The 19,896-nt window shown below is 49.9% G+C and carries 24 protein-coding genes and 3 pseudogenes; 12 read left to right on the plus strand and 15 right to left on the minus strand.

The genetic code is table 11. From position 1 onward, the window contains the following. Window positions 1–38: 38 nt before the first annotated feature. The 6 genes from phoQ to ACI2I2_RS17825 form a co-directional block, all read right to left on the minus strand. Window positions 39–1,502 (minus strand): two-component system sensor histidine kinase PhoQ, encoded by a 1,464-nt coding sequence (gene phoQ, locus ACI2I2_RS17800; RefSeq protein ID WP_404659093.1) that lies wholly within the window; start codon window positions 1,500–1,502, stop codon window positions 39–41. Beyond that, window positions 1,499–2,173: a two-component system response regulator PhoP gene (gene phoP, locus ACI2I2_RS17805; RefSeq protein WP_404659094.1), complete on the minus strand. Its 675-nt coding sequence runs from the start codon at window positions 2,171–2,173 to the stop codon at window positions 1,499–1,501. Before phoP ends, phoQ begins: the two co-directional genes overlap by 4 nt. A 131-nt stretch (window positions 2,174–2,304) precedes the next feature. Then, window positions 2,305–3,675: an adenylosuccinate lyase gene (gene purB, locus ACI2I2_RS17810; protein ID WP_404659095.1), complete on the minus strand. Its 1,371-nt coding sequence runs from the start codon at window positions 3,673–3,675 to the stop codon at window positions 2,305–2,307. Between the two features lie 3 nt (window positions 3,676–3,678). Further along, window positions 3,679–4,320 (minus strand): high frequency lysogenization protein HflD, encoded by a 642-nt coding sequence (hflD, locus tag ACI2I2_RS17815; RefSeq protein ID WP_330981999.1) that lies wholly within the window; start codon window positions 4,318–4,320, stop codon window positions 3,679–3,681. Between the two features lie 30 nt (window positions 4,321–4,350). Next, window positions 4,351–5,457 (minus strand): tRNA 2-thiouridine(34) synthase MnmA, encoded by a 1,107-nt coding sequence (mnmA, locus tag ACI2I2_RS17820; protein ID WP_404659096.1) that lies wholly within the window; start codon window positions 5,455–5,457, stop codon window positions 4,351–4,353. Between the two features lie 41 nt (window positions 5,458–5,498). After that, window positions 5,499–5,972 carry an NUDIX hydrolase gene (locus ACI2I2_RS17825; RefSeq protein WP_404659097.1) on the minus strand — a complete coding sequence of 158 codons (474 nt, stop codon included), beginning with the start codon at window positions 5,970–5,972 and terminating at the stop codon, window positions 5,499–5,501. Window positions 5,973–6,086: 114 nt separating this feature from the next. Between ACI2I2_RS17825 and ACI2I2_RS17830 the strand changes: the two genes are divergently transcribed. Beyond that, the gene (locus ACI2I2_RS17830; RefSeq protein WP_404659098.1) at window positions 6,087–6,584 is read left to right on the plus strand and encodes a methylglyoxal synthase; all 498 of its coding nucleotides are present in this window, start codon (window positions 6,087–6,089) and stop codon (window positions 6,582–6,584) included. Here the strand turns inward: ACI2I2_RS17830 and rluE are convergent. After that, the gene (gene rluE, locus ACI2I2_RS17835) at window positions 6,576–7,232 is read right to left on the minus strand and encodes a 23S rRNA pseudouridine(2457) synthase RluE (RefSeq protein WP_404659099.1); all 657 of its coding nucleotides are present in this window, start codon (window positions 7,230–7,232) and stop codon (window positions 6,576–6,578) included. The two genes, ACI2I2_RS17830 and rluE, sit on opposite strands and share 9 nt — an antisense overlap. 177 nt (window positions 7,233–7,409) lie before the next feature. Between rluE and icd the strand changes: the two genes are divergently transcribed. Continuing rightward, window positions 7,410–8,660, plus strand: a complete 1,251-nt coding sequence (gene icd, locus ACI2I2_RS17840; RefSeq protein WP_330981994.1) for an NADP-dependent isocitrate dehydrogenase — start codon at window positions 7,410–7,412, stop codon at window positions 8,658–8,660. Between the two features lie 280 nt (window positions 8,661–8,940). Here icd and ACI2I2_RS17845 read toward each other — a convergent pair whose 3' ends face one another. Further along, complete coding sequence (locus ACI2I2_RS17845; protein WP_404659100.1) at window positions 8,941–10,224, minus strand: hypothetical protein; 1,284 nt, start codon at window positions 10,222–10,224, stop codon at window positions 8,941–8,943. 846 nt (window positions 10,225–11,070) lie between these two features. Here ACI2I2_RS17845 and ACI2I2_RS17850 point away from each other — a divergent pair. From ACI2I2_RS17850 to ACI2I2_RS17875, 6 genes and pseudogenes are all read left to right on the plus strand, one after another. After that, window positions 11,071–11,328 (plus strand): annotated as a pseudogene (locus tag ACI2I2_RS17850) (DUF968 domain-containing protein); the annotation flags it as partial. A 17-nt stretch (window positions 11,329–11,345) separates the two neighbouring features. After that, window positions 11,346–11,761 (plus strand): annotated as a pseudogene (locus tag ACI2I2_RS17855) (antiterminator Q family protein). Window positions 11,762–11,870: 109 nt separating this feature from the next. Then, window positions 11,871–12,710 carry a hypothetical protein gene (locus tag ACI2I2_RS17860; protein ID WP_404659101.1) on the plus strand — a complete coding sequence of 280 codons (840 nt, stop codon included), beginning with the start codon at window positions 11,871–11,873 and terminating at the stop codon, window positions 12,708–12,710. Window positions 12,711–12,897: 187 nt separating this feature from the next. After that, on the plus strand, window positions 12,898–13,077 hold the full coding sequence (locus ACI2I2_RS17865) for a hypothetical protein (RefSeq protein ID WP_404659102.1): 180 nt from the start codon (window positions 12,898–12,900) through the stop codon (window positions 13,075–13,077). 28 nt (window positions 13,078–13,105) lie between these two features. Further along, on the plus strand, window positions 13,106–13,525 hold the full coding sequence (locus ACI2I2_RS17870; protein ID WP_404659103.1) for a translesion error-prone DNA polymerase V autoproteolytic subunit: 420 nt from the start codon (window positions 13,106–13,108) through the stop codon (window positions 13,523–13,525). A 2-nt stretch (window positions 13,526–13,527) separates the two neighbouring features. After that, the gene (locus tag ACI2I2_RS17875) at window positions 13,528–14,796 is read left to right on the plus strand and encodes a Y-family DNA polymerase (RefSeq protein WP_404659104.1); all 1,269 of its coding nucleotides are present in this window, start codon (window positions 13,528–13,530) and stop codon (window positions 14,794–14,796) included. On the opposite strand, the gene ACI2I2_RS17880 is transcribed toward ACI2I2_RS17875, so the two are convergent. The 3 genes from ACI2I2_RS17880 to ACI2I2_RS17890 all read right to left on the minus strand — a co-directional run bounded on the left by ACI2I2_RS17880 (window position 14,779) and on the right by ACI2I2_RS17890 (window position 16,697). Then, complete coding sequence (locus ACI2I2_RS17880; protein ID WP_404659105.1) at window positions 14,779–15,360, minus strand: hypothetical protein; 582 nt, start codon at window positions 15,358–15,360, stop codon at window positions 14,779–14,781. The genes ACI2I2_RS17875 and ACI2I2_RS17880 overlap by 18 nt on opposite strands. Window positions 15,361–15,404: 44 nt before the next feature. Then, a complete protein-coding gene (locus ACI2I2_RS17885; protein ID WP_404659106.1) occupies window positions 15,405–16,079 on the minus strand; it encodes an SOS response-associated peptidase in 675 nt (224 codons plus the stop codon). A 276-nt stretch (window positions 16,080–16,355) separates the two neighbouring features. After that, a complete protein-coding gene (locus ACI2I2_RS17890) occupies window positions 16,356–16,697 on the minus strand; it encodes a hypothetical protein (RefSeq protein WP_404659107.1) in 342 nt (113 codons plus the stop codon). A 151-nt stretch (window positions 16,698–16,848) separates the two neighbouring features. On the opposite strand from ACI2I2_RS17890, the pseudogene ACI2I2_RS17895 reads away from it, so the two are divergent. Continuing rightward, window positions 16,849–17,016: pseudogene (locus ACI2I2_RS17895) on the plus strand (NADP-dependent isocitrate dehydrogenase); the annotation flags it as partial. Between the two features lie 106 nt (window positions 17,017–17,122). Here ACI2I2_RS17895 and ACI2I2_RS17900 read toward each other — a convergent pair. After that, window positions 17,123–17,365, minus strand: a complete 243-nt coding sequence (locus tag ACI2I2_RS17900) for a DinI family protein (protein ID WP_404659108.1) — start codon at window positions 17,363–17,365, stop codon at window positions 17,123–17,125. Window positions 17,366–17,609: 244 nt separating this feature from the next. Next, on the minus strand, window positions 17,610–17,780 hold the full coding sequence (locus tag ACI2I2_RS17905) for a YnfU family zinc-binding protein (protein ID WP_404659109.1): 171 nt from the start codon (window positions 17,778–17,780) through the stop codon (window positions 17,610–17,612). Between the two features lie 316 nt (window positions 17,781–18,096). Between ACI2I2_RS17905 and ACI2I2_RS17910 the strand changes: the two genes are divergently transcribed. From ACI2I2_RS17910 to ACI2I2_RS17920, 3 genes are all read left to right on the plus strand, one after another. After that, complete coding sequence (locus tag ACI2I2_RS17910; protein ID WP_404659110.1) at window positions 18,097–18,309, plus strand: cold shock domain-containing protein; 213 nt, start codon at window positions 18,097–18,099, stop codon at window positions 18,307–18,309. A 10-nt stretch (window positions 18,310–18,319) separates the two neighbouring features. Next, window positions 18,320–18,508, plus strand: coding sequence for a cold-shock protein (locus ACI2I2_RS17915; RefSeq protein ID WP_404659133.1), 189 nt, complete (start codon window positions 18,320–18,322; stop codon window positions 18,506–18,508). A 64-nt stretch (window positions 18,509–18,572) separates the two neighbouring features. After that, window positions 18,573–18,800, plus strand: a complete 228-nt coding sequence (locus ACI2I2_RS17920; protein ID WP_330981992.1) for a hypothetical protein — start codon at window positions 18,573–18,575, stop codon at window positions 18,798–18,800. A gap of 59 nt (window positions 18,801–18,859) precedes the next feature. Here the strand turns inward: ACI2I2_RS17920 and ACI2I2_RS17925 are convergent, their stop codons facing one another. Continuing rightward, window positions 18,860–19,255, minus strand: a complete 396-nt coding sequence (locus tag ACI2I2_RS17925) for a YidB family protein (RefSeq protein WP_404659111.1) — start codon at window positions 19,253–19,255, stop codon at window positions 18,860–18,862. A gap of 10 nt (window positions 19,256–19,265) precedes the next feature. Beyond that, a complete protein-coding gene (gene lysM, locus ACI2I2_RS17930) occupies window positions 19,266–19,718 on the minus strand; it encodes a peptidoglycan-binding protein LysM (protein WP_404659112.1) in 453 nt (150 codons plus the stop codon). Window positions 19,719–19,896 lie beyond the last annotated feature (178 nt).

Below are 19,896 nucleotides of genomic sequence, written 5' to 3' on the forward strand. Positions count from 1 at the left end.
CGCCGCCAGGCGATGCAGGCGGCGGTAAAATAAGTGACTTATGATTCTTTGGTTTCCGGATGCTGGCGACCGAAGATGACTTCCATTTTCGCCCCGCCGAGAGGGCTGTCTCCCGGCAAAATTTTGCCCTCGTACTGTTCAACAATTTCCCTGGCGACAGAGAGCCCAACGCCCTGACCCGGACGCAGCGTGTCAGCCCTTTGTCCACGGTCAAACACCATATCCCGTTTGCTGTTGGGAATGCCCGGGCCGTCGTCTTCCACAATAATGTGCAGATGTTCATCGGTCTGGCGGGCAGAGACTTCGACAAATTCCAGACAATATTTACAGGCGTTGTCGAGCACGTTGCCCAGCACTTCCATAAAGTCATTGCGCTCGCCAACGAAGCTAATCTCCGGCGAAATATCCAGCGTGATATTGACCCCTTTGCGTTGATAGACCTTGTTCAAAGCAGACGTCAGGTTATCAAGCAACGGCGCGACCGGATGCAGTTCACGGCTTAACAGCATATTGCCGCTACGCATGCTGGCGCGATGCAGGTAATAGCCAATTTGCTGGGAAATACGGCTAATTTGCTCCAGCATCACCGGTTCAGCCTCTTCGACGCTCAGCTTATTGCCGCGTAGTGAACGCAGGGTGCTTTGCAGCACAGCGAGCGGCGTTTTCAGGCTGTGAGTCAGGTCGGTGAGCGTGGTTCGGTATTTGTCGTAGCGTTCACGCTCGCTTTTCAGCAAGCGGTTGAGGTTCATCACCAGATGCGTCAGTTCGCGTGTGGTTTCAGGGTTCAGCGTTTCGCGGTTATGTTCTTCAAGCTCACGCACTTCTTTCGCCAGAGACTCGATAGGCCGCAAACTCCACCAGGCCGCCACCCAAAGCAAAGGAATGACCAACAGCAGGTTGGCTGCCAGCACGTAGATAAACCAGCTCCATACCATATACGAACGCTTAAGTTCGATAGGAATGGTATCCACCACCACAATCGTCAACTGCGGCATTCGCGCGGTGGCCGGGTAGATATTCACCGCCACAGAGTGGGTCATCTCTGAGCTGTCGTCCTGCTGGCGAATCTCATCCAGTTGACGCATCACTTCGTGATCGTTACGCAAAAGCATGCTGGATGAGCCCACGTCGGCCTCGATTTCATGAAAGCCGTTGCTTTTGAGCCAGTCTGGATTGATGCGTTTTTGCAGCCAGGGAAGATCGCGCTGCGTCCACATCAAATGCCCCTCTTTGTCGTAGATTAACGCCATCGTCGGGCTTTGCAGATTCAGGTTATCCGGGATTTTGATACTGAGCTTGTTATCTTCCCAGCGGGCGAGGGTGTAGAAGAGGTTGCTCTCGCCGCGCAGTAAGCGGAAGGTGGTTTTATCAAAGCTGACGCTGTAACCCACCAGTGCGACCATGCCATACGCCAGTGACAGCACCAGCACAACGGCGGCTGTCGCCAGCAAAAAGCGGACGCGCAGAGAGAGCGGTAGCAAGTGCCTGAGCATTTTTTTCATCCGCGAAGTTCGAACAGGTAGCCCTGGCCTCGCACGGTGGTGATCACATCCTGAGGATACTGCGCCTGGATTTTCTTCCGTAAGCGCCCCATCAGCACGTCGATGGTGTGGCTCTCGCGCAATTCAGCATCCGGATAGAGTTGCAGCATCAGGGAGTCTTTGCTGACAACTTTGCCGTTGTTGCGAATCAGCGTTTCCATGATGGTGTATTCAAACGCGGTCAGCTTAATCACTTCGTTATTCACCGACAGTTCGCGGCGCGAGAGATCAACCTGGAACGGTGGCAGCGTAATCACCTGAGAAGCCAGGCCGCTGTTCCGGCGCAGCAAAGCCTGCATGCGGGCCGCAACTTCTTCAATATGGAAGGGCTTGGTGACGTAATCATCGGCGCCCGCGCTTAAGACTTCGACTTTATCCTGCCAGCCTTCACGCGCCGTCAGCACCAGCACGGGCACTGAAATGTCGTGACTGCGCCAGCGGCGAATCATGGTCAGGCCGTCTTCGTCCGGCAAACCGAGATCGACAATCGCGATATCCGGCACATGTTCACCCAGATAGTAATCCGCTTCCTTAGCATCTTCCGCCGCATCAACCTGGTGGCCGAGTTCCTGAAGCTGAACCTTTAAGTGGTGACGCAAAAGAGCATTGTCTTCCACAACGAGTACGCGCATGAGGGGGACTCCCTTTCATTTTCGATTTGAATAGTTTAACGCGATTATGCGGGGGCGGGGATAAACATCAGATAAACAGGGGAGGCAGGGCCTCTCTTTCCCATCTGAGCAGGAAAGAGAGGCGAGACAACTTACTTCAGTTCGTCGACCATAGTGATCGCGCGGCCAATGTAGTTGGCTGGAGTCATTTCTTTCAGGCGAGCTTTTTCGTGCTCTGGCACGGCCAGGCTGTCGATAAACTGCTTCATACCTTCTGCATCAACGCGTTTGCCGCGGGTCAGCTCTTTGAGCTTCTCGTACGGCTTTTCGATGCCGTAGCGACGCATCACGGTCTGAATAGGCTCAGCCAGCACTTCCCAGTTGCTGTCCAGTTCCGCCAGCAGACGATCGCGGTTCACTTCCAGTTTGCTTACGCCCTTCAGGGTGGACTGATAAGCAATCAGTGCGTAGCCAATACCCACGCCGAGGTTACGCAGCACGGTGGAATCGGTCAGATCACGCTGCCAGCGGGAAACCGGCAGTTTGCTCGCCAGGTGTTGCAGCACGGCGTTAGAGAGCCCCAGGTTGCCTTCGGAGTTTTCGAAGTCAATCGGGTTAACTTTGTGCGGCATGGTGGACGAACCAATTTCACCGGCGATGGTTTTTTGTTTGAAGTGGTTCAGGGCGATGTAACCCCATACATCACGATCGAAATCGATAATGATGGTGTTAAAGCGCGCCATGCAGTCAAACAGCTCAGCGATGTAGTCGTGCGGTTCAATCTGCGTGGTGTACGGGTTCCACTGAATGCCCAGGGAAGTGACAAACTCTTCGCTGAACTGGTGCCAGTCCACTTCCGGGTACGCGGCGATGTGGGCGTTATAGTTACCCACCGCACCGTTGATTTTGCCGAGGATCTCCACCTGGTTCAGCTGGCGATACTGGCGTTCCAGACGATAAGCCACGTTAGCCATTTCTTTGCCCATGGTGGACGGCGTGGCTGGCTGGCCGTGCGTACGTGAAAGCAGAGGGATATCGCGGTACTGCACGGCGAGATCTTTAACCGCATCAATCAGTTTGCGCCAGTAAGGCAGCACCACTTCATCACGCGCGGTTTTCAGCATCAGCGCGTGGGAGAGGTTGTTGATGTCTTCAGAGGTGCAGGCAAAGTGAATGAATTCAGACACGGCATGCAGGGCAGGGACTTCCGCCACTTTCTCTTTCAGGAAGTACTCAACCGCTTTGACGTCGTGGTTGGTGGTGCGCTCGATGGTTTTAATACGCGCAGCGTCTTCTTCGTTAAAGTCAGCGACGATTTTATCGAGGAAACCGTTTGCGTCGGCAGCAAAAGCAGGAACTTCCTTGATCGCTGCGTGCGCGGCTAATTTTTGCAGCCAGCGTACTTCTACTTGCACACGGAATTTCAGCAAACCGTATTCGCTGAAAATACCGCGCAGCGCGCTGACTTTATCGCCGTAGCGTCCATCGACAGGGGAAACGGCGGTCAGTGAGGATAATTCCATAGATCACAACTCCGGAGTTAAATGAGCAAGAATTTGTTTGGCCTGAGTGGTCAGGCGATGACGAGAAAACATCAGTTGCAGACGGCCACCGCCGACCTGGTGCCACAGCACGGCGGCGCGAATACCGGCGAGCAGGCTGGCGCGAACTTTGGCCTGCACCTGCGGGCTTTGCAGCACAGCAGGGGAGCCGGTGACCTGAATACGCGGTCCAAGTGGGCTAACCACATCGACATAAATAGCCGCCATGGCGCTCAGCAGCGTTTCAGACTGCAAATCAAAATGATCCAGCTGGCGCTGCAGGCCGTTAATGCGATCGCCGAGCGTATCCATCGCACCTTTGGCGGCAGCCAGCTTACGCTCCAGCACCATCAGGCTTAAGGTATAACGCGTCAGTTCAGCGTTCAGGCCCTGGCGACTGCTGGCGTTCAGCACCCCGAGCAGGGTTTCCAGACCGAGGCGAAGATTGGCTTCACTGCCACCGAAGACACCCAGAGTGGAATCCGGGTTGAGATCGATAACGCTGTTCAGCGAGACGTGCAGGGCGTCGCTATCGCAATGCCCTTGATGCGCCAGTTGCTGAACCAGACGAGCTGACTGGCAAATCCCGGCCAGCGCCAGCGTGATGTCATAATAGTTCTTCGCCACTAAAACTCCTTTCGGTGTGCCGTGTAAGTCTTAAACGGGCAGCGGCAGGCGCTGCTCAATAATGCCGCCACCGAGGCACACTTCACCGCTGTAGAACACAGCAGACTGGCCTGGCGTTACGGCGGAAACGGGCTCGTCAAAGCGAACCTCAATTCTGTCTTCATCCAGTGCGGTGACGGTGCACGGAATGTCTGTCTGACGGTAGCGGGTTTTCACGGTGCAACGCAGAGTGCCGGTCAGTGGTTCGCGATCGACCCAGTGCAACTGCTGGGCAATCAGCCCTACAGACATCAGGCGAGGATGGTCATGACCTTGCGCCACTACCAGAATATTGTTCTCGACGTCTTTATCAACGGTGTACCACGGCTCTTCGCTGCCGTCTTTGGTGCCGCCAATGCCCAGGCCTTTACGCTGGCCGAGAGTGTGATACATCAGACCCTGATGCTCACCAATCACGTCGCCGTCGACGGTAACGATTTTACCTGGCTGGGCGGGCAGATAGCGACCAAGGAACTCGCGGAATTTGCGCTCACCAATGAAGCAGATACCGGTGGAATCTTTTTTCTTCGCAGTAATGAGATCGAGCTCTTCGGCAATGCGGCGGACTTCAGGCTTTTCCAGTTCGCCAACAGGGAACAAGCTCTGGGCGATTTGCTCGTGACCAAGCGTATAGAGGAAATAGCTCTGGTCTTTATTGCCATCCAGGCCGCGCAGAAGCTGGCTTTTGCCGTTGACGTCAGCACGGCGCACGTAGTGGCCGGTGGCAATATAATCAGCACCTAAATCTTCGGCAGCAAATTCGAGGAAGGCTTTAAATTTGATTTCTTTGTTGCACAGAATATCCGGGTTGGGCGTACGGCCCGCTTTGTATTCTTCGAGGAAGAGCTCAAAGACGTTATCCCAGTACTCTGCGGCAAAGTTAACGGTGTGCAGCTCAATGCCGAGCTTATCGCACACGGCCTGGGCATCTGCCAGATCCGCGGCAGCAGTACAATATTCCTCGCCGTCGTCCTCTTCCCAGTTCTTCATGAACAGGCCTTCTACTTTATAGCCCTGCTGTTGCAGCAGGTAAGCAGAAACGGAGGAATCGACACCGCCGGACATCCCGACGATCACTTTTTTTGGGCTTTCAGACATTGGAATACTCACGACATTGAACTTCAAGGCGGCGTATTCTATCACGCAGCCCCGGTGTGATCACCCTTTGTGAAAGGCCAGTTAAATTCGCCGATAATCTCCAGCGGCAGGCGCTGCCCGCTTTGCCAGCAGCGAATACTTTCAGCCACTAACGGCGAACGCAGGTGAGAGGCGGTAAGGATTTCTTCCGCGCTCAGCCACAAACACCGATCGATGTCGTCGTCGTGGGGTTCAGTAGCGCACATATCGTTAAGTTCTATCGAGAATAAAAAGCGCAGGAAGGGCGTCTGATCGGGGGCAATCCATTGATGCATACGAACCAGGTTTTGGGGCGTGGCGCGGAGGCCGGTTTCTTCCCACAGCTCGCGTTCAGCGGCCTGCACCAGCGTTTCATCTGCTTCGAGATGCCCGGCAGGCTGATTCCAGCTGACTTTTCCGTTCACGGTTTCTTCAACAATCAGGAACTTGCCTTTGGCGTGAACAACGCAGGCGACGGTAACGTGCGGTTTAAACATTGTGGCTCCTGGTAACGGTGGGTGATTATATTTATTTGATATGGATCACATTTTAATCTGACCACTATACTTCAGTCGGGTGTTCGACCGAACACGCGTTCAGAGGGTTGAATCATGCAACTGACCACTCGCACCATGCCCGTTCGTAAACGTGTTGCGCTGGTAGCACACGATCCCTGCAAAGCGTCGCTGCTGAACTGGGCGACGGCGAATCAACAGTCTCTTAGCGATCATGTCATTTATGCCACCGGAACAACAGGCCGATTGCTACAAAGCCAGACCTGTTTGTCGGTGCTCAGCCTGATGAGCGGCTCGATTGGTGGCGACCAGCAATTGGGGTATTTGATTGCCACCGGGCAAATCGACATTCTCATTTTCTTCTGGGACCCGCTCAGCGCCGTGCCTCATCATTCCGATGTCAAAGCGCTGATGCGACTGGCAACCGTGTGGAATATCCCCATCGCCAGCAATCCAACCAGCGCCGATTTTTTACTGCATTCAGCGCGATTCAAAGAAGAGCTAGAGATTGTGGTGCCCGATGGCGATGCTTTTCTGAATAGCCGGGTCTCACACGTCACTCAGGACGGTGCAGACCTGAAAGTTTTACTCTGACGTCACATCCCGCCACTCGCCGTTAGCGAGATTATCCAGGGTGTAATCGCCCATCGCGTAGCGAATCAGGCGCAGGGTAGGGTAGCCGACATGCGCTGTCATACGACGAACCTGACGATTCCGCCCTTCATATAATGTCACTTTCAACCAACTGGTCGGGATGGCTTGACGCTCGCGAATAGGCGGATTGCGCGGCCAGAGCCACTCAGGTTCTTCGACCAGTTCAATACCTGCAGGCAATGTTGGGCCATCGTTCAGCGTCACACCCGTACGTAAGGCAGTCAGTGCGGCTTCATCCGGCGCGCCTTCCACCTGAACGAAATAGATTTTCCCCGTGCGCTTGCCCGGTTGAGTCAGCCTGGCCTGTAACGCACCGTCGTTGGTCAGCACCAACAATCCTTCGCTGTCGCGGTCCAGACGACCTGCCGCATACACACCCTGCACGTCGATATAGTCCTTCAGCGTGCTGCGCCCGGCCTCGTCGGTAAACTGGGGCAAAACATCGTAGGGTTTATTGAACAAAATCACCCTTTTTGGTTGGGTTTCTTTACGTTGTCTGGTGGCTTGTCGTGAGCTGAATCGCTCAACCCGGTGATTTCTAAAAGAAGTTTTCGTCATGGTATTTTCAGGCTGGGTCAATTGCCGCATTATAGCCTAATAACGAAGACCTTTCATGGGACCCAACAATCAGGTAGTATCAACTAGCTCATTACAAATCATTAACAAAAAATATTGCTCACACTTATTCGCGTTGCGGTAAAAAAGCTTCGCACCCAGGACGCGAAGAGAACGGGCAATCACCAGAAGCGCTCGAAGGAGAAGTTGATGGAAAGCAAAGTAGTTGTTCCGGCGGAAGGCCAAAAAATCACCCTGCAAAACGGCAAACTCAACGTACCTCACAACCCAATCATCCCTTTCATCGAAGGGGATGGCATCGGTGTTGACGTGACTCCGCCGATGATCAAAGTCGTGAATGCTGCCGTAGAGAAAGCCTACAAAGGCGAGCGTAAAATTTCCTGGATGGAAATTTACACCGGCGAAAAATCGACTCATGTCTATGGTCAGGATGTCTGGCTGCCAGCCGAAACGCTGGATCTGATTCGTGAATATCGCGTTGCCATCAAAGGCCCACTGACCACGCCAGTCGGTGGCGGTATTCGTTCTCTGAACGTTGCTCTGCGTCAGGAGCTGGACCTTTACGTCTGCCTGCGCCCGGTACGTTACTACCAGGGTACCCCAAGCCCGGTGAAACACCCGGAACTGACTGACATGGTTATCTTCCGTGAAAACTCCGAAGACATCTATGCGGGCATCGAATGGAAAGCGGACTCTGCTGATGCAGAAAAAGTGATCAAATTCCTGCGTGAAGAGATGGGCGTGAAGAAAATTCGCTTCCCTGAACACTGCGGTATCGGCATCAAGCCATGTTCAGAAGAAGGCACCAAGCGTCTGGTGCGTGCCGCGATTGACTACGCTATCACCAACGATCGCGACTCTGTGACTCTGGTTCACAAAGGCAACATCATGAAGTTCACCGAAGGCGCTTTCAAAGACTGGGGTTACCAGCTGGCGAAAGAAGAATTCGGCGGTGAGCTGATCGACGGCGGCCCGTGGCAGAAGATCAAGAACCCGAAAACCGGCAAAGAAATCATCATCAAAGACGTTATCGCCGATGCGTTCCTGCAGCAGATCCTGCTGCGTCCGGCAGAGTACGACGTCATCGCCTGTATGAACCTGAACGGCGACTACATCTCTGATGCCCTGGCCGCACAGGTCGGTGGTATCGGTATCGCACCAGGCGCGAACATCGGTGATGAGTGCGCCCTGTTCGAAGCCACCCACGGCACAGCGCCTAAGTATGCTGGTCAGGACAAAGTGAACCCAGGTTCCGTGATCCTGTCCGCAGAAATGATGCTGCGTCACATGGAATGGTTCGAAGCCGCAGACCTGATTGTTAAAGGCATGGAAGGCGCGATTGCGGCCAAGACCGTGACCTATGACTTCGAACGTCTGATGGAAGGCGCTAAGCTGCTGAAATGTTCAGAGTTTGGTGACGCGATTATCGCGAACATGTAATTATATAGATTGTTGAATCTATTAACGGGAGCTTAACGCTCCCGTTTTGTTTGGGTAGCCTGCTAACAGTTATCAAAATAAGTTATCAAAACCCCTTCAAAAAATGCCCTTAAGCCGTTCATAAAATCCTTCTCACGTCATGGGGGAGAGATACTTAATTTTTGGACGTTGTAAGACATAAAAGCAACATTACTTCCACACAGCAATCAGTGAGTCATTAAGGGCTTACTTAGTCATAGAACTTCGCCGTATGTTTGCGCACGTTTGGGATTCACCTTTACTAACACCAGGGGATGCATATCCGGGTATCACCAACAGTTCCCACTTGTATAGGTTTGGGGACGAGTTGACCTGGATTATTGAAGATAGAATTGTTGCCCCCCCAAATTTGTACTGGGTTACGAATGAATGAGTTCGACCCGCCAAAAATCTGATTCGGATTACGGAGGAAAGAGTTGCTCCCCCCCCATATCTGATCGGGGTTGTTGATAACAGAATTTGGCCCCCCTGCAATCTGCCCCATATTTCTGGCAACCCATCCATTTTTACCGACTAAATCGTTACTATCCCCGAAGCAACCGTCACCACCAAATCCGTCTGTTACACATTTTACAAGCTCGCGGGCCGTTAACCGGGTGGCCATACATCCAGCCGCAGCATAAGGTTGTCCACCTGTTTGCACAACACATTGCACTGCAATTTGCTGTTCAGGATTAAGCTGTAAATTAAACATGTTTGCGCCGGCACAGCTTGCCATCTGAGTTGCATCACCACCAGATTGCGCAGCACATCTGAGTGCTACCTTTTGCTCTCTACTTGCATTTTCTCCGAGCAAATAATCTGCTGAACATGTAGCAAAATCTGACGTATCGGAACTATCTCGTGCGCAACGGAGAGCAGCTTTCTGGTCATTACTGAGATTCTTACTTATCCAACCTTCACCAGCACAGCTTAAGAAGTCTGATTGGGAACCATTAGACTCTTGAGCACACTTTATAATGGCCTGTTGCTCATTGGATAAATTATCACCTAATTCATTAGAAGCACATGTGAGAAAATCATCTGAGCCTTCACTGTTGCGGGCACAAGTAAGTAGTTTGCGTTCACGAGCTGGTAGCTTTACATTTTTATCTGCCCATTTATCGCCTGCACACGTTACAAAGTCTACGGCATCTCCCTCCGAGTCTTGTGCGCAGCTCACAGCAATCTCTTGATCGTGGGTAAGTGAGATACCTAACTTCGATGCTGCACAATTTGCAAATTCTTGAGCAGTTTTGTTACTAACGGCACAATCGAGAACTTGCTGTTGCTTTTCAGGCAAAATGACTTGCTGACCAACACACCCTATAAACGCTGATGTATCTAGCTGATAATTACGGGCACACTCGATCGCGAGATCTTGTGGGGATTTATTAGCAGTAGAAATTGGAGCCGGAAGAACTCCATGAAATTGATCTAGTGCTTGCTGTTGAACAAGGTTGCAAGGCATAGGTCCATTCGGACTGCTACAGATTGGGCCCACATTAGGTACAGTATTAATGACATTTAACGTTTGGGGTGCCATAGCATTTGACTGCTGCATCTGAAGATATTGCTGTATCGCAGCGCATGGGCCGGGACCTAATGGCCCAGCACAAATAGGCCCGATCCCCGGTTGGCTCCCTATTACCTGCAGCTGGGATTGCACAGGCTGCTGTTGCATCTGAATATAGTTTTGAACAGCGGCACATTGGCCTGGTCCTAGTGGGCCTTGGCAAATAGGCCCTAAGACAGGATCGACAGCGATAACTTGAAGCGGTACAGCGAAGGTTGTCAAAGGGCATATGAGGAACATGATTGCTATAAAAAGACGAAGTAAATAGACCATAGACCCCCCTAAGAATCTAAAATCAGTTATACCGAAGGTTCCCTGTTCAGATAGTCCTCTACTGCGATTGAAGCATAGTTCATCATCTTTCTAAGCGTCGCTAAGCCAGGTTAAGTAGTGCCCGGGGGAAGTTATCGTACTTTCGGATTAGTTAACCTGGCTTTCATTAAATATGGCATGAACTGAATTATGGCAGGTTTCGGTCCAGAGGTTTAATAATTTTATTTAGCTGAGAGAATTTCGTATGTTTGTGTAATTTTCTCAGTGCATTGCCTGATTTTTAAATTACCACCTGCTCAATTTATCCTCGTTTTAAATTAGTGCGTATAACCAAACTTTATTTTATCGACCTACCTGCCAATTCATGATCTTGCTATGACTAGATTTATTTATTTTCACAAAAATATCCGCCCTCGTTCAGAATTTACGAAACGCGCCAATATGTAGAAATGTGCTTATATAGTCGCAGCGTTTAACAAACGCTGCACAGAGGCTGGATTTAACACATTCTTAAATTGCGATTGTCGTCCAGCCTTTGCGGAATATACCCGCTGGGTCAAAGCTCAGCCCTGTTCTGGATGTCGGAGACCTTCCGATGATCCACATCATGTTCTCGGTCATGGCCTCGGCGGTACAGCCACCAAAGCCCACGACCTGTTTGTGATTCCTCTGTGCAGAGAGTGTCACGACAAATTGCATGCTGATGTAGCGGCGTTCGAGCAGAAGCATGGCACGCAGCTGGAGCTGCTGTTTCGTTTTCTGGATCGGGCGTTGACGATCGGCGTAATAGTTAAAGCGTAAGTGTATGGAGATGAGCAATGCGTGATATGCAGAAAGTTTTAGATTTGTGGGGGCATGGGCCGCGAGTGACTCATGTGCGGTTGATTATTCGCCGATTGCCGCGGGGTTTAAAGGGCTGCTGCCGCAAACCGGTAAAACTCGTCTCCAGTGCACCGATGATGATGGGCTGGTAATCGAGGGGTGTATGTCGTGCCTGAACAGAAAGAGGCCATACGATTATCAGCTCCTGGTCGTGCACTACATCTACCGGGTTTCAAAGCGTCAAATGGCGAAGTACTGGAAGAAAAGCGAAAAGCAGATCAGCATTGAAATACAGATGGCATAGGGTTTCATTGAAGGGTGCCTCTCGATGCTGGATATTCCGCTGGAAATGGACCCGGTTGTGTGTGTGGAAAACAGTCAAATAAACGCTAGTGCGGTCTGTAGTTTTTAGATTATCGTGTTAAGAGTGGTCACTACGACACGAACTTAAACATTTCCGAACCTCGCTCTGGCGGGGTTTTATCGTCTTTGTGTACTATATGTTCTTCTTAGGAGGGCATATGGATATTGAAGCAAAAGGTAGGCCTGCTGATGTCACGATGGATGATTATCACCAAGCGCTTAGGTATTGCGACATAGCTACCTGTGAGTCTATGGCTGTTGGCCAGGCTTTAGCAAATCGATTCGAAGAACCATATAAAGGATGGGCTAGCTTCATTTTTACTCGGCTCTGCATGCATGCATCTCTTATCATGCGTAATTCCCCTAAAAGCAGATGGTTTAAAGCGGATCATGATTTGTGGGATTATTCATGCATTGCACCGCATGTTAGGGCAATAATGGAAGGTGAATTACTCCTCTACTACATAGCGCAGCCACCAAAAAGTGAAGAAGAATGGTTGGTGAAACTGAAAATTTTTCATCTGAATGATTGCAACAGAAGAATTAAGCTTTTAGAAGTATCTGGGGATGAAGATGGTGTGACTTTCTTTTGTGGCGAAAAGGAAAAGTTAATCAATGAATTGTCATCGCTGGAGTACTATCGCAACCTCCCGGGGGAGATACAGAAAAAATGTAGGCAGGGTAAAATCCTTACCATTCATAGTAGGGACGAGCTTTTAGCACTATGTGGCATTGATAAAGATGGCTTTAACGTCATTTTTGATCATCTATCTAATTTTACTCATATCTTACCTTATTCATTTTACCGAATTGAACCTAATGGGCGTGGTACTGGAATAATGAACGACACTCATAAGGGTTTTATTTATTCTGGTTTAATTGCAGCAAGCGAATCATTAAATCGCTGCACAGACATCATGGTGGATCTTTTCCCAGATGTAAAAAGCAGAAGAAAAGGGTTGAAAAGCAAATTTTCACCGGGCCCAAAACCACGTTAAGAGATATTCGGCTCACAAGGTGAGCTGAATGTGAAATTTTTTGACTCATTGCTAAGATCACCAAACTGGTGGCTTTTTTCATTTCAGGCTCAGGGTTTCATCCTCGATGAAGCCATGCAGCACCATGGCCCTGAAACCTGAATTTCCCCACAACACAGCACCCCGAAACCGTTCGGAGGTGAGAGAGATGCACAGACTCATGCCTGACAAAATTGCTTCGGCCGTGGGGTATTGCGCGTCCGGCGGCCTCATTTGCTGGGGCGGTGTCGCCAGATGGGCGCATGAAGCTCTCGATGATATTGAAGTGATCGGCGTGGTAACGCACATCATCAGTCGCACCGCGTTCGATGAACTTTCTGTGATGTAACCTCTCTCAAATTTTTACGGTGATTATCATGCAGTTTCTCACACCTTCTGATTTGCGTCAGATAGTAGCATTGCCACTTTTTGGCGACCTGGTTCCTTGTGGATTCCCGAGCCCAGCACAGGATTATGTCGAACAGCGGATCGATCTTAATGAGCTGATGGTGCAGCATCCCAGTGCGACGTATTTTGTAAAATCCTCTGGCGACTCAATGCGCGATGCAGGCATAGGCGAGGGTGACCTGCTGGTGGTGGACAGCTCCCGAAAGCCGAGCCATGGCGACATCGTGATCGCTGCGGTCGACGGCGAGTTCACCGTTAAGCGGCTGCAGCTACACCCCATTGTCATGCTCAAGCCTGAGAATCCGGCATACGGGCCTATCATGATCGGTAGTGAAGATAATCTCGAAGTGTTTGGTGTTGTCACCTACATCGTGAAGTCGGCGAGTTAAACATGTTTGCGCTGTGTGATGTGAACTCGTTTTACGCCAGCTGCGAGACGGTATTTCGCCCGGACCTGAAGGGGCGGCCTGTAGCCGTTTTATCCAACAACGACGGCTGCGTGATCGCCCGATCGGCAGAGGCCAAGAAGATTGGCATCAAGATGGGCGATCCATACTTCAAGCAAAAAGATTTATTTCGGCGCCACGGTGTAGTCTGCTTCAGCAGCAACTATGAGCTCTATGCGGATATCTCCAACAGGGTGATGAGTACCCTGGAGGAAATGTCGCCACGCTGCGAGATTTACTCAATCGATGAGGCATTCTGTGATCTGACTGGGGTCCGCAATTGTCGCGACCTGACTGAATTTGGGAAGGAGATTCGCGCGACTGTTTTGCAGCGCACGCATCTAACCGTCGGCGTAGGCATAGCCCAGACAAAGACCCTGGCCAAGCTTGCGAACCATGCAGCAAAACAATGGCAACGGCAGACCGGCGGGGTGGTTGATCTATCCAATATCGAACGCCAAAGAAAGCTCATGGCCGCGCTGCCGGTTGATGAAGTGTGGGGCGTTGGTCGCCGCATTTCCAAAAAGTTGGAGGCGATGGGGATCAAGACAGTGCTGCAGCTGGCTGATACTGACGTCCGGTTTATCAGAAGGCACTTTAACGTGGTGCTTGAGAGAACGGTCAGGGAGCTGCGTGGTGAGCCGTGTCTGGAGCTCGAAGAGTTTGCCCCCGTCAAACAGGAGATCGTCTGTTCGCGCTCATTCGGCGGACGTATCACGGATTACGTGGAAATGCGACAGGCGATCTGCAGTTATGCCACCCGTGCTGCGGAGAAACTTCGTGGTGAGCATCAGTATTGTAGGTTCGTATCGGCCTTCGTTAAAACCTCGCCATTCGCTTTGAATGAGCCGTATTACGGCAACAGTTCGTCAATTAAGCTCATGACACCAACGCAGGATAGCCGGGACATCATCGGTGCAGCTACACGTTGCCTCGATGCCATCTGGAAAGATGGGCACCGTTACCAGAAAGCAGGAGTGGTGCTGGGCGATTTCTACAGCCAGGGCGTAGCACAGCTCAATCTGTTCGATGAAAATGCGCCACGGCATAACAGTGGCAAGCTGATGGAGGTGCTGGATCATCTCAACGCAAAAGATGGGCGCGGCACGTTGTATTTTGCGGGGCAAGGCATACAGCAGCAGTGGCAGATGAAGCGCGAGATGCTTTCACCTCGGTATACCACTCGTTATAAGGATCTACTGATTGTCCGATAGTTCACCTCGTGGGGCATTAAAGTTTACGGGTACACAAGCAAAAGGATAGTTAAATGTTTTATTGCTGCCATTCAGCTCAACGTATTGGATGACCAAGGTACAATTTTTCTTAAGATCCTCTTTGCTACCAAGTATATTTTCTACTTGGGTTGATAGTGGTGAAGGAATTGGCGAACCGTTCGAAGCATTAAGTACTTTTGCTTGGCCTGGCTCTAGAAGCGAGCCAGCGAGTTGATTCTCCAAATACCACGTCCCAATTCCAAAACTCATTTTACTATCTATTTCAATAGACGTTATGGCTGCAGGCTGATTGCCAGTGTTTGCAATCATAAATTCAAGCTTGTTTGATTCACCCGCGATAATCGAGGTTGCGATCTCCGCTTGCTTTGACTGAAATGCACCACTAATAAATGGTATGGTCCAGATAGAAAGCAATGTAAGTGAGAATCCCGTGAATAGGGCAAAAGTATTGAGATGCCTTATCCAGTTTTGATAACTCCCGCAGTGATGACATTTTTTTGCACCGGAATGTATAGGGTTTTTACAATCACAGCAGTAGGCCATTTTCAATCCCTGATTAAATTATCCTAGTTAATTACATAATAATATTAACTTTGTATTGGTTCCAACAATTCCTTACCTTGATTTTTTACATTGCCGACGGCGCGTGATACTGCATGCCAAACAAACGCGTCCGCAGGGACTAAACCATCTGCTGCGATCGCCTCCGCTTCTTTTCCACCAATATCCTGCCTCATCCATTCGCGGGCGGCTTCAGGTGTCAAAACCAGCGGCCGCCGATCATGCACATCAATCAGCCCTTTATCCGCCGCGCCGGTAACAATCATAAAACCTTCTGCTTCATCGCCACGTTCAAAAGGTGTGCTGCCGATAGCTGCCATGAAAATTGGCTTGCCGTCAGCCCGATGAATAAAGTATGGCTGCTTCTTGTCGCCCTCCTTCTTCCACTCAAACCATCCATCGGCAAAGCAAATAGCCCGGCCATGCTGCCATAGTGGTTTAAACATCCGGCTCGTTGCCGCGGTTTCGAGGCGAGCGTTAATCAGTGGCGGTTTATCCCACCACCCGGGCGCGTATGACCACAGGACAGGGTCGAGGTGTAATTGTTCGTCACGCTCGCTCAGTAGCAAGACTTTGGTGCCGGGCGCGACGTTGTACCGGCCAATAGGTTCTGGATCATATGCGATGTCACGATCGGCTTCGTCGGCCAGAAATGCCAGGTACTCTTCACGAGTTTGGGATTGAGCAAATCGTCCACACATAGAACCCCCTATAAAAAATTAAATTATAGGAGTTAAGAGAATTGTAGGGGGGGGTGAGTGATGGACACAAAAAAGCCCGCAAAGCGGGCTTCTTCATCGCTCAGGAGCCGCGGCTCCTTTACGTATCCTTTTTAGTCTCACCACCGTCTGGTCGATGTCCTGCCGAGACTGCTAACTTCCTGTTTTTGCAGGTGCTGTCCTTGCACTGTCCAATCATGATTGGTGGAGCTGGCGGGAGTTGAACCCATCGCCGGTAAGAAAAACATAGAACATGAATTATTGTTTCAAAATTGCCTCAGCCATCGCTCTCAGTCGATCAATTAGAACGTTTAATTCCGAAACAATTTCTTCAGGTTTGAGCCCCTTGTTAGACTGGACAAAATCTCTGATTTGCATCATTTGATGTGCGCGAATTTCTAATTCGCTATAAACACTCAGATCGTCAGGATCATCTTGCGATTGTTGACCTGGTTCAAATTCAACGTAGGTATGTGGCGGATTGTGATAAACACGAGAAATCGGGGTTGGCCACCATTCCTCACCGGTCACTACGTCCGCATCGAATGGAACAGTTTTATCAATTTCCATTAATTTCTGAATGAGAACAGAAGTTTTCAAGCTTACCTCCATTTAGCCCTAAAGTGGTTATCAAAACTCTACGTAAACTATACAAAATCAGCGAGTTATGGTGAAGGCAAAAATAGCAAGTTCTGATACTTGCTAGGCATAAAAACGTTTTGATTCAATGGGATATTATGTATTACTAAATCTACTGCTGCGTCACATGGAATGGTTCGAAGCCGCAGACCTGATTGTTAAAGGCATGGAAGGCGCTATCGCTGCCAAGACCGTGACCTATGACTTCGAACGTCTGATGGAAGGCGCTAAGCTGCTGAAATGTTCAGAGTTTGGTGACGCAATTATCGCGAACATGTAATCTGTTTGCTGGATTGCAATAAAAAGCGGGAGCCGAAAGGTTCCCGTTTTTATTCGTCGCTGTAGTCAGTCAGAGGAGAAGCGACGGAATGCGGCTTCTACCCATTTTATTCTTCAGCTAACCACATGTCGGCTTCTTCAAACATTTCCTGAACGGCAGCGCTGATGCGCTCTTTTTCGTGCTTACTCGCATCGGTGTTAATCGAGGGGAGTGACATCATAGGCTTTACGCGTACATCAGCATCGGGAAAGACACGATGGATTCGTTTTGTCAGCTCGCCCAGAATGATGTCTTTCGCACCGGGTAACCCCTCAAAATTTCGCTTGTCGTAAATCAGTTCCACAAACACTTTCGATTCCTTTTACTGTTTGGATATACAGGTAATTTACTGTATTTGTATACAGTGTCAAGACTACAGATGAACACCCGTAAGCTGGAAGTGAGTTTGGTGGCGCGATCACCGTGAAGAATCATCTGCTTGTTGGCGTGCAATAAAAAACGGGAGCCGAAAGGTTCCCGTTTTTTGGTCACATATTTTCTTCTTTGCCTGAACAATAAAACAGGTGCAGCAGACAGAAACATAGCGATGTCGGTTATCTGGTGGTTAATTCAGCGGCAGAAAATAACGTTCCGCAGTAAGGGCACAGGAGGGGACTATTTTTTTTGATTCGGGATGGACTGTGCATCGATTGTTTTTCGCATTTCGGACAGGTACATCCGGCAGGCTGGGAAGGGCGAAGTTGACGATTTTTACGTTCAGCCATGTGGTTTCCTTTTTTGGTTGGCGCGAAACAATACCTTAAGCTAAAACAAAAAGCGCTATCTCATTTCAGAAATACGCAGATTAAGAGGAAACCGAACCGCACTGACAAATCTTTCTGAGATAAACCTTGCTAAGAGATGTTGAACATGCGTTAATGCTTCATCGGTTTGAACAAAAACGTTATCTGAAACAGTTCTCTTAAGTCGTTCTCATCATCTTCTCTTCCTTTGATGTCTCTTCTTCAGTTTTCTCAGTACCCGATAGTTTCTTCAGACCAGCACTGCCTGCGGGCGAAATATAATTAAAGGTAAAAATATATGTCTACTCAAATGACTGGTTTAGTAAAATGGTTTAACGCCGAGAAAGGTTTCGGTTTTATTACCCCAAAAGACGGTAGCAAAGACGTGTTTGTCCACTTCTCCGCTATCCAGAGCAATGATTTCCGTACTCTGTACGAAAATCAGGAAGTTGAATTCTCCGTTGAAGCAGGTCCTAAAGGTCCATCCGCTGTCAACGTGGTCCCGCGCTGAGGGCCTGAATATTACTGATTCAATCCACTTTCGCTGTCCTTGCTGCCACGGATCGCAATACCGCACCTCTTCGTTTGATGTGTCGGAAAAAAATCCACATGGTGCAAAATGTATATTTTGCAAATCAGCAATGGTGACCTTCGATAATATTTATACCTGGCATCGACCGGTTTCTGCTTCTGTTGAATACAGAAAATAGCATTCGGCTCGTCAGATAAATATTTCAGGACGGTGACCGACATTTATCCCGCGCCGGAGAACAAATGAAAAAAGTCCTCGTGTTTTTTAACGCAGAACCGCTCGTTGTTGTCTCGGTAAATCCGGATGAAACGTCAATATCACGTGAATATCCTAATGGCGAAACGGCAAGTCTAAAAATAATGTCTGCCAGTTTTGCCTCATTAACGGGTGATCATCACGTGGTGCATGTCGCCACAGACAGAGAATTAGCGGCAGAAGAAATTCTTAAAGCCGCTGAAAAATATCTCTAATGTTTGATTGTCCTTTTAACCGCCCAATCGGGCGGTTTTTTTATACCTGAAATCGAGCGTTAGCTAAATAATTTGCCTTTCAGCAGATTAAGACCTTCTGAAAGCAAATCCTGCTGACTGTCGACCTGGCCTTCTGGCGAAAGCGTATCGACAACTTTCGGCAAATGCTCGGCAATCAGGTTAGAGGCTGTTTGCGGATCGATACCCAGCTTTTCAGCCAGAGAAGCGACAGCAGGGGAGCCGAGCGCAGAGGTCACCTGGTCCGGCGAGACGGGGTGATTGGCTCCGCTGCTTATCCATGATTCCACGATCCCGCCTAGCCCGCCCTGTTGGAATTTCTCCACTAAGGCCGCGATGCCGCCTTGTTCGTTAATCCAGGACAAAATAGCCTGATAGGTTCCGGCCTGGCCTTCTTGCCCACCGAACATACCGGCAACTTGATCGAAGAGACTCATCATCAATTCCTCAGGGTTTATTGGGGATGATCAATACCTGGCCCGGATAGATTTTATCCGGATGTTTGAGCATTGGTTTATTCGCTTCAAAAATGCGTGGGTAATCATTGGCATTGCCATATTCGGCTTTCGCGATGGCGCTAAGCGTATCGCCGGATTTCACCGTGTAATAGCGGCTCTCTGTACCGGGTTCTGCAGCTTTCAGGCTATCGTTGACCTGCGATATCCCGGCAACATTGCCGACAGCCACCAGGATTTTTTCTTTCGCTTCCTGAGTGAGTCCGTCGCCCGTCACTGTAGCGGTGCCATCGCTGGCGACATCAACTTTAACGTTTTCAGCACCAGGAATACCCAGTTCGGTAATGTGTGACTCCAGTTTTTTGCTCTGCGCATCGCCGTCATGGTTGGTGACGGCATCCCAGAGTTTTTCACCTGCCTCTTTAACAAAGCTAAACAATCCCATCGGGTTCTCCTCATTAAGAGAGGGCGGCTCTTGTGAGTCAAGAGCGCTTCACCGTGGTTAATTATATGCGACAGACAGCAGGTGAGGTTGTTTTTTGAACAATTAAGAGGGCGGCGAAGTGCATCGCGAAGGGTGATGAATAAAAAACCAACACCCAATTTTTTGGGGGCACAAAGAG

The sequence above is a fragment of the Scandinavium sp. NPDC088450 genome (assembly GCF_044900545.1).
Taxonomy (GTDB): Bacteria; Pseudomonadota; Gammaproteobacteria; order Enterobacterales; family Enterobacteriaceae; genus Scandinavium.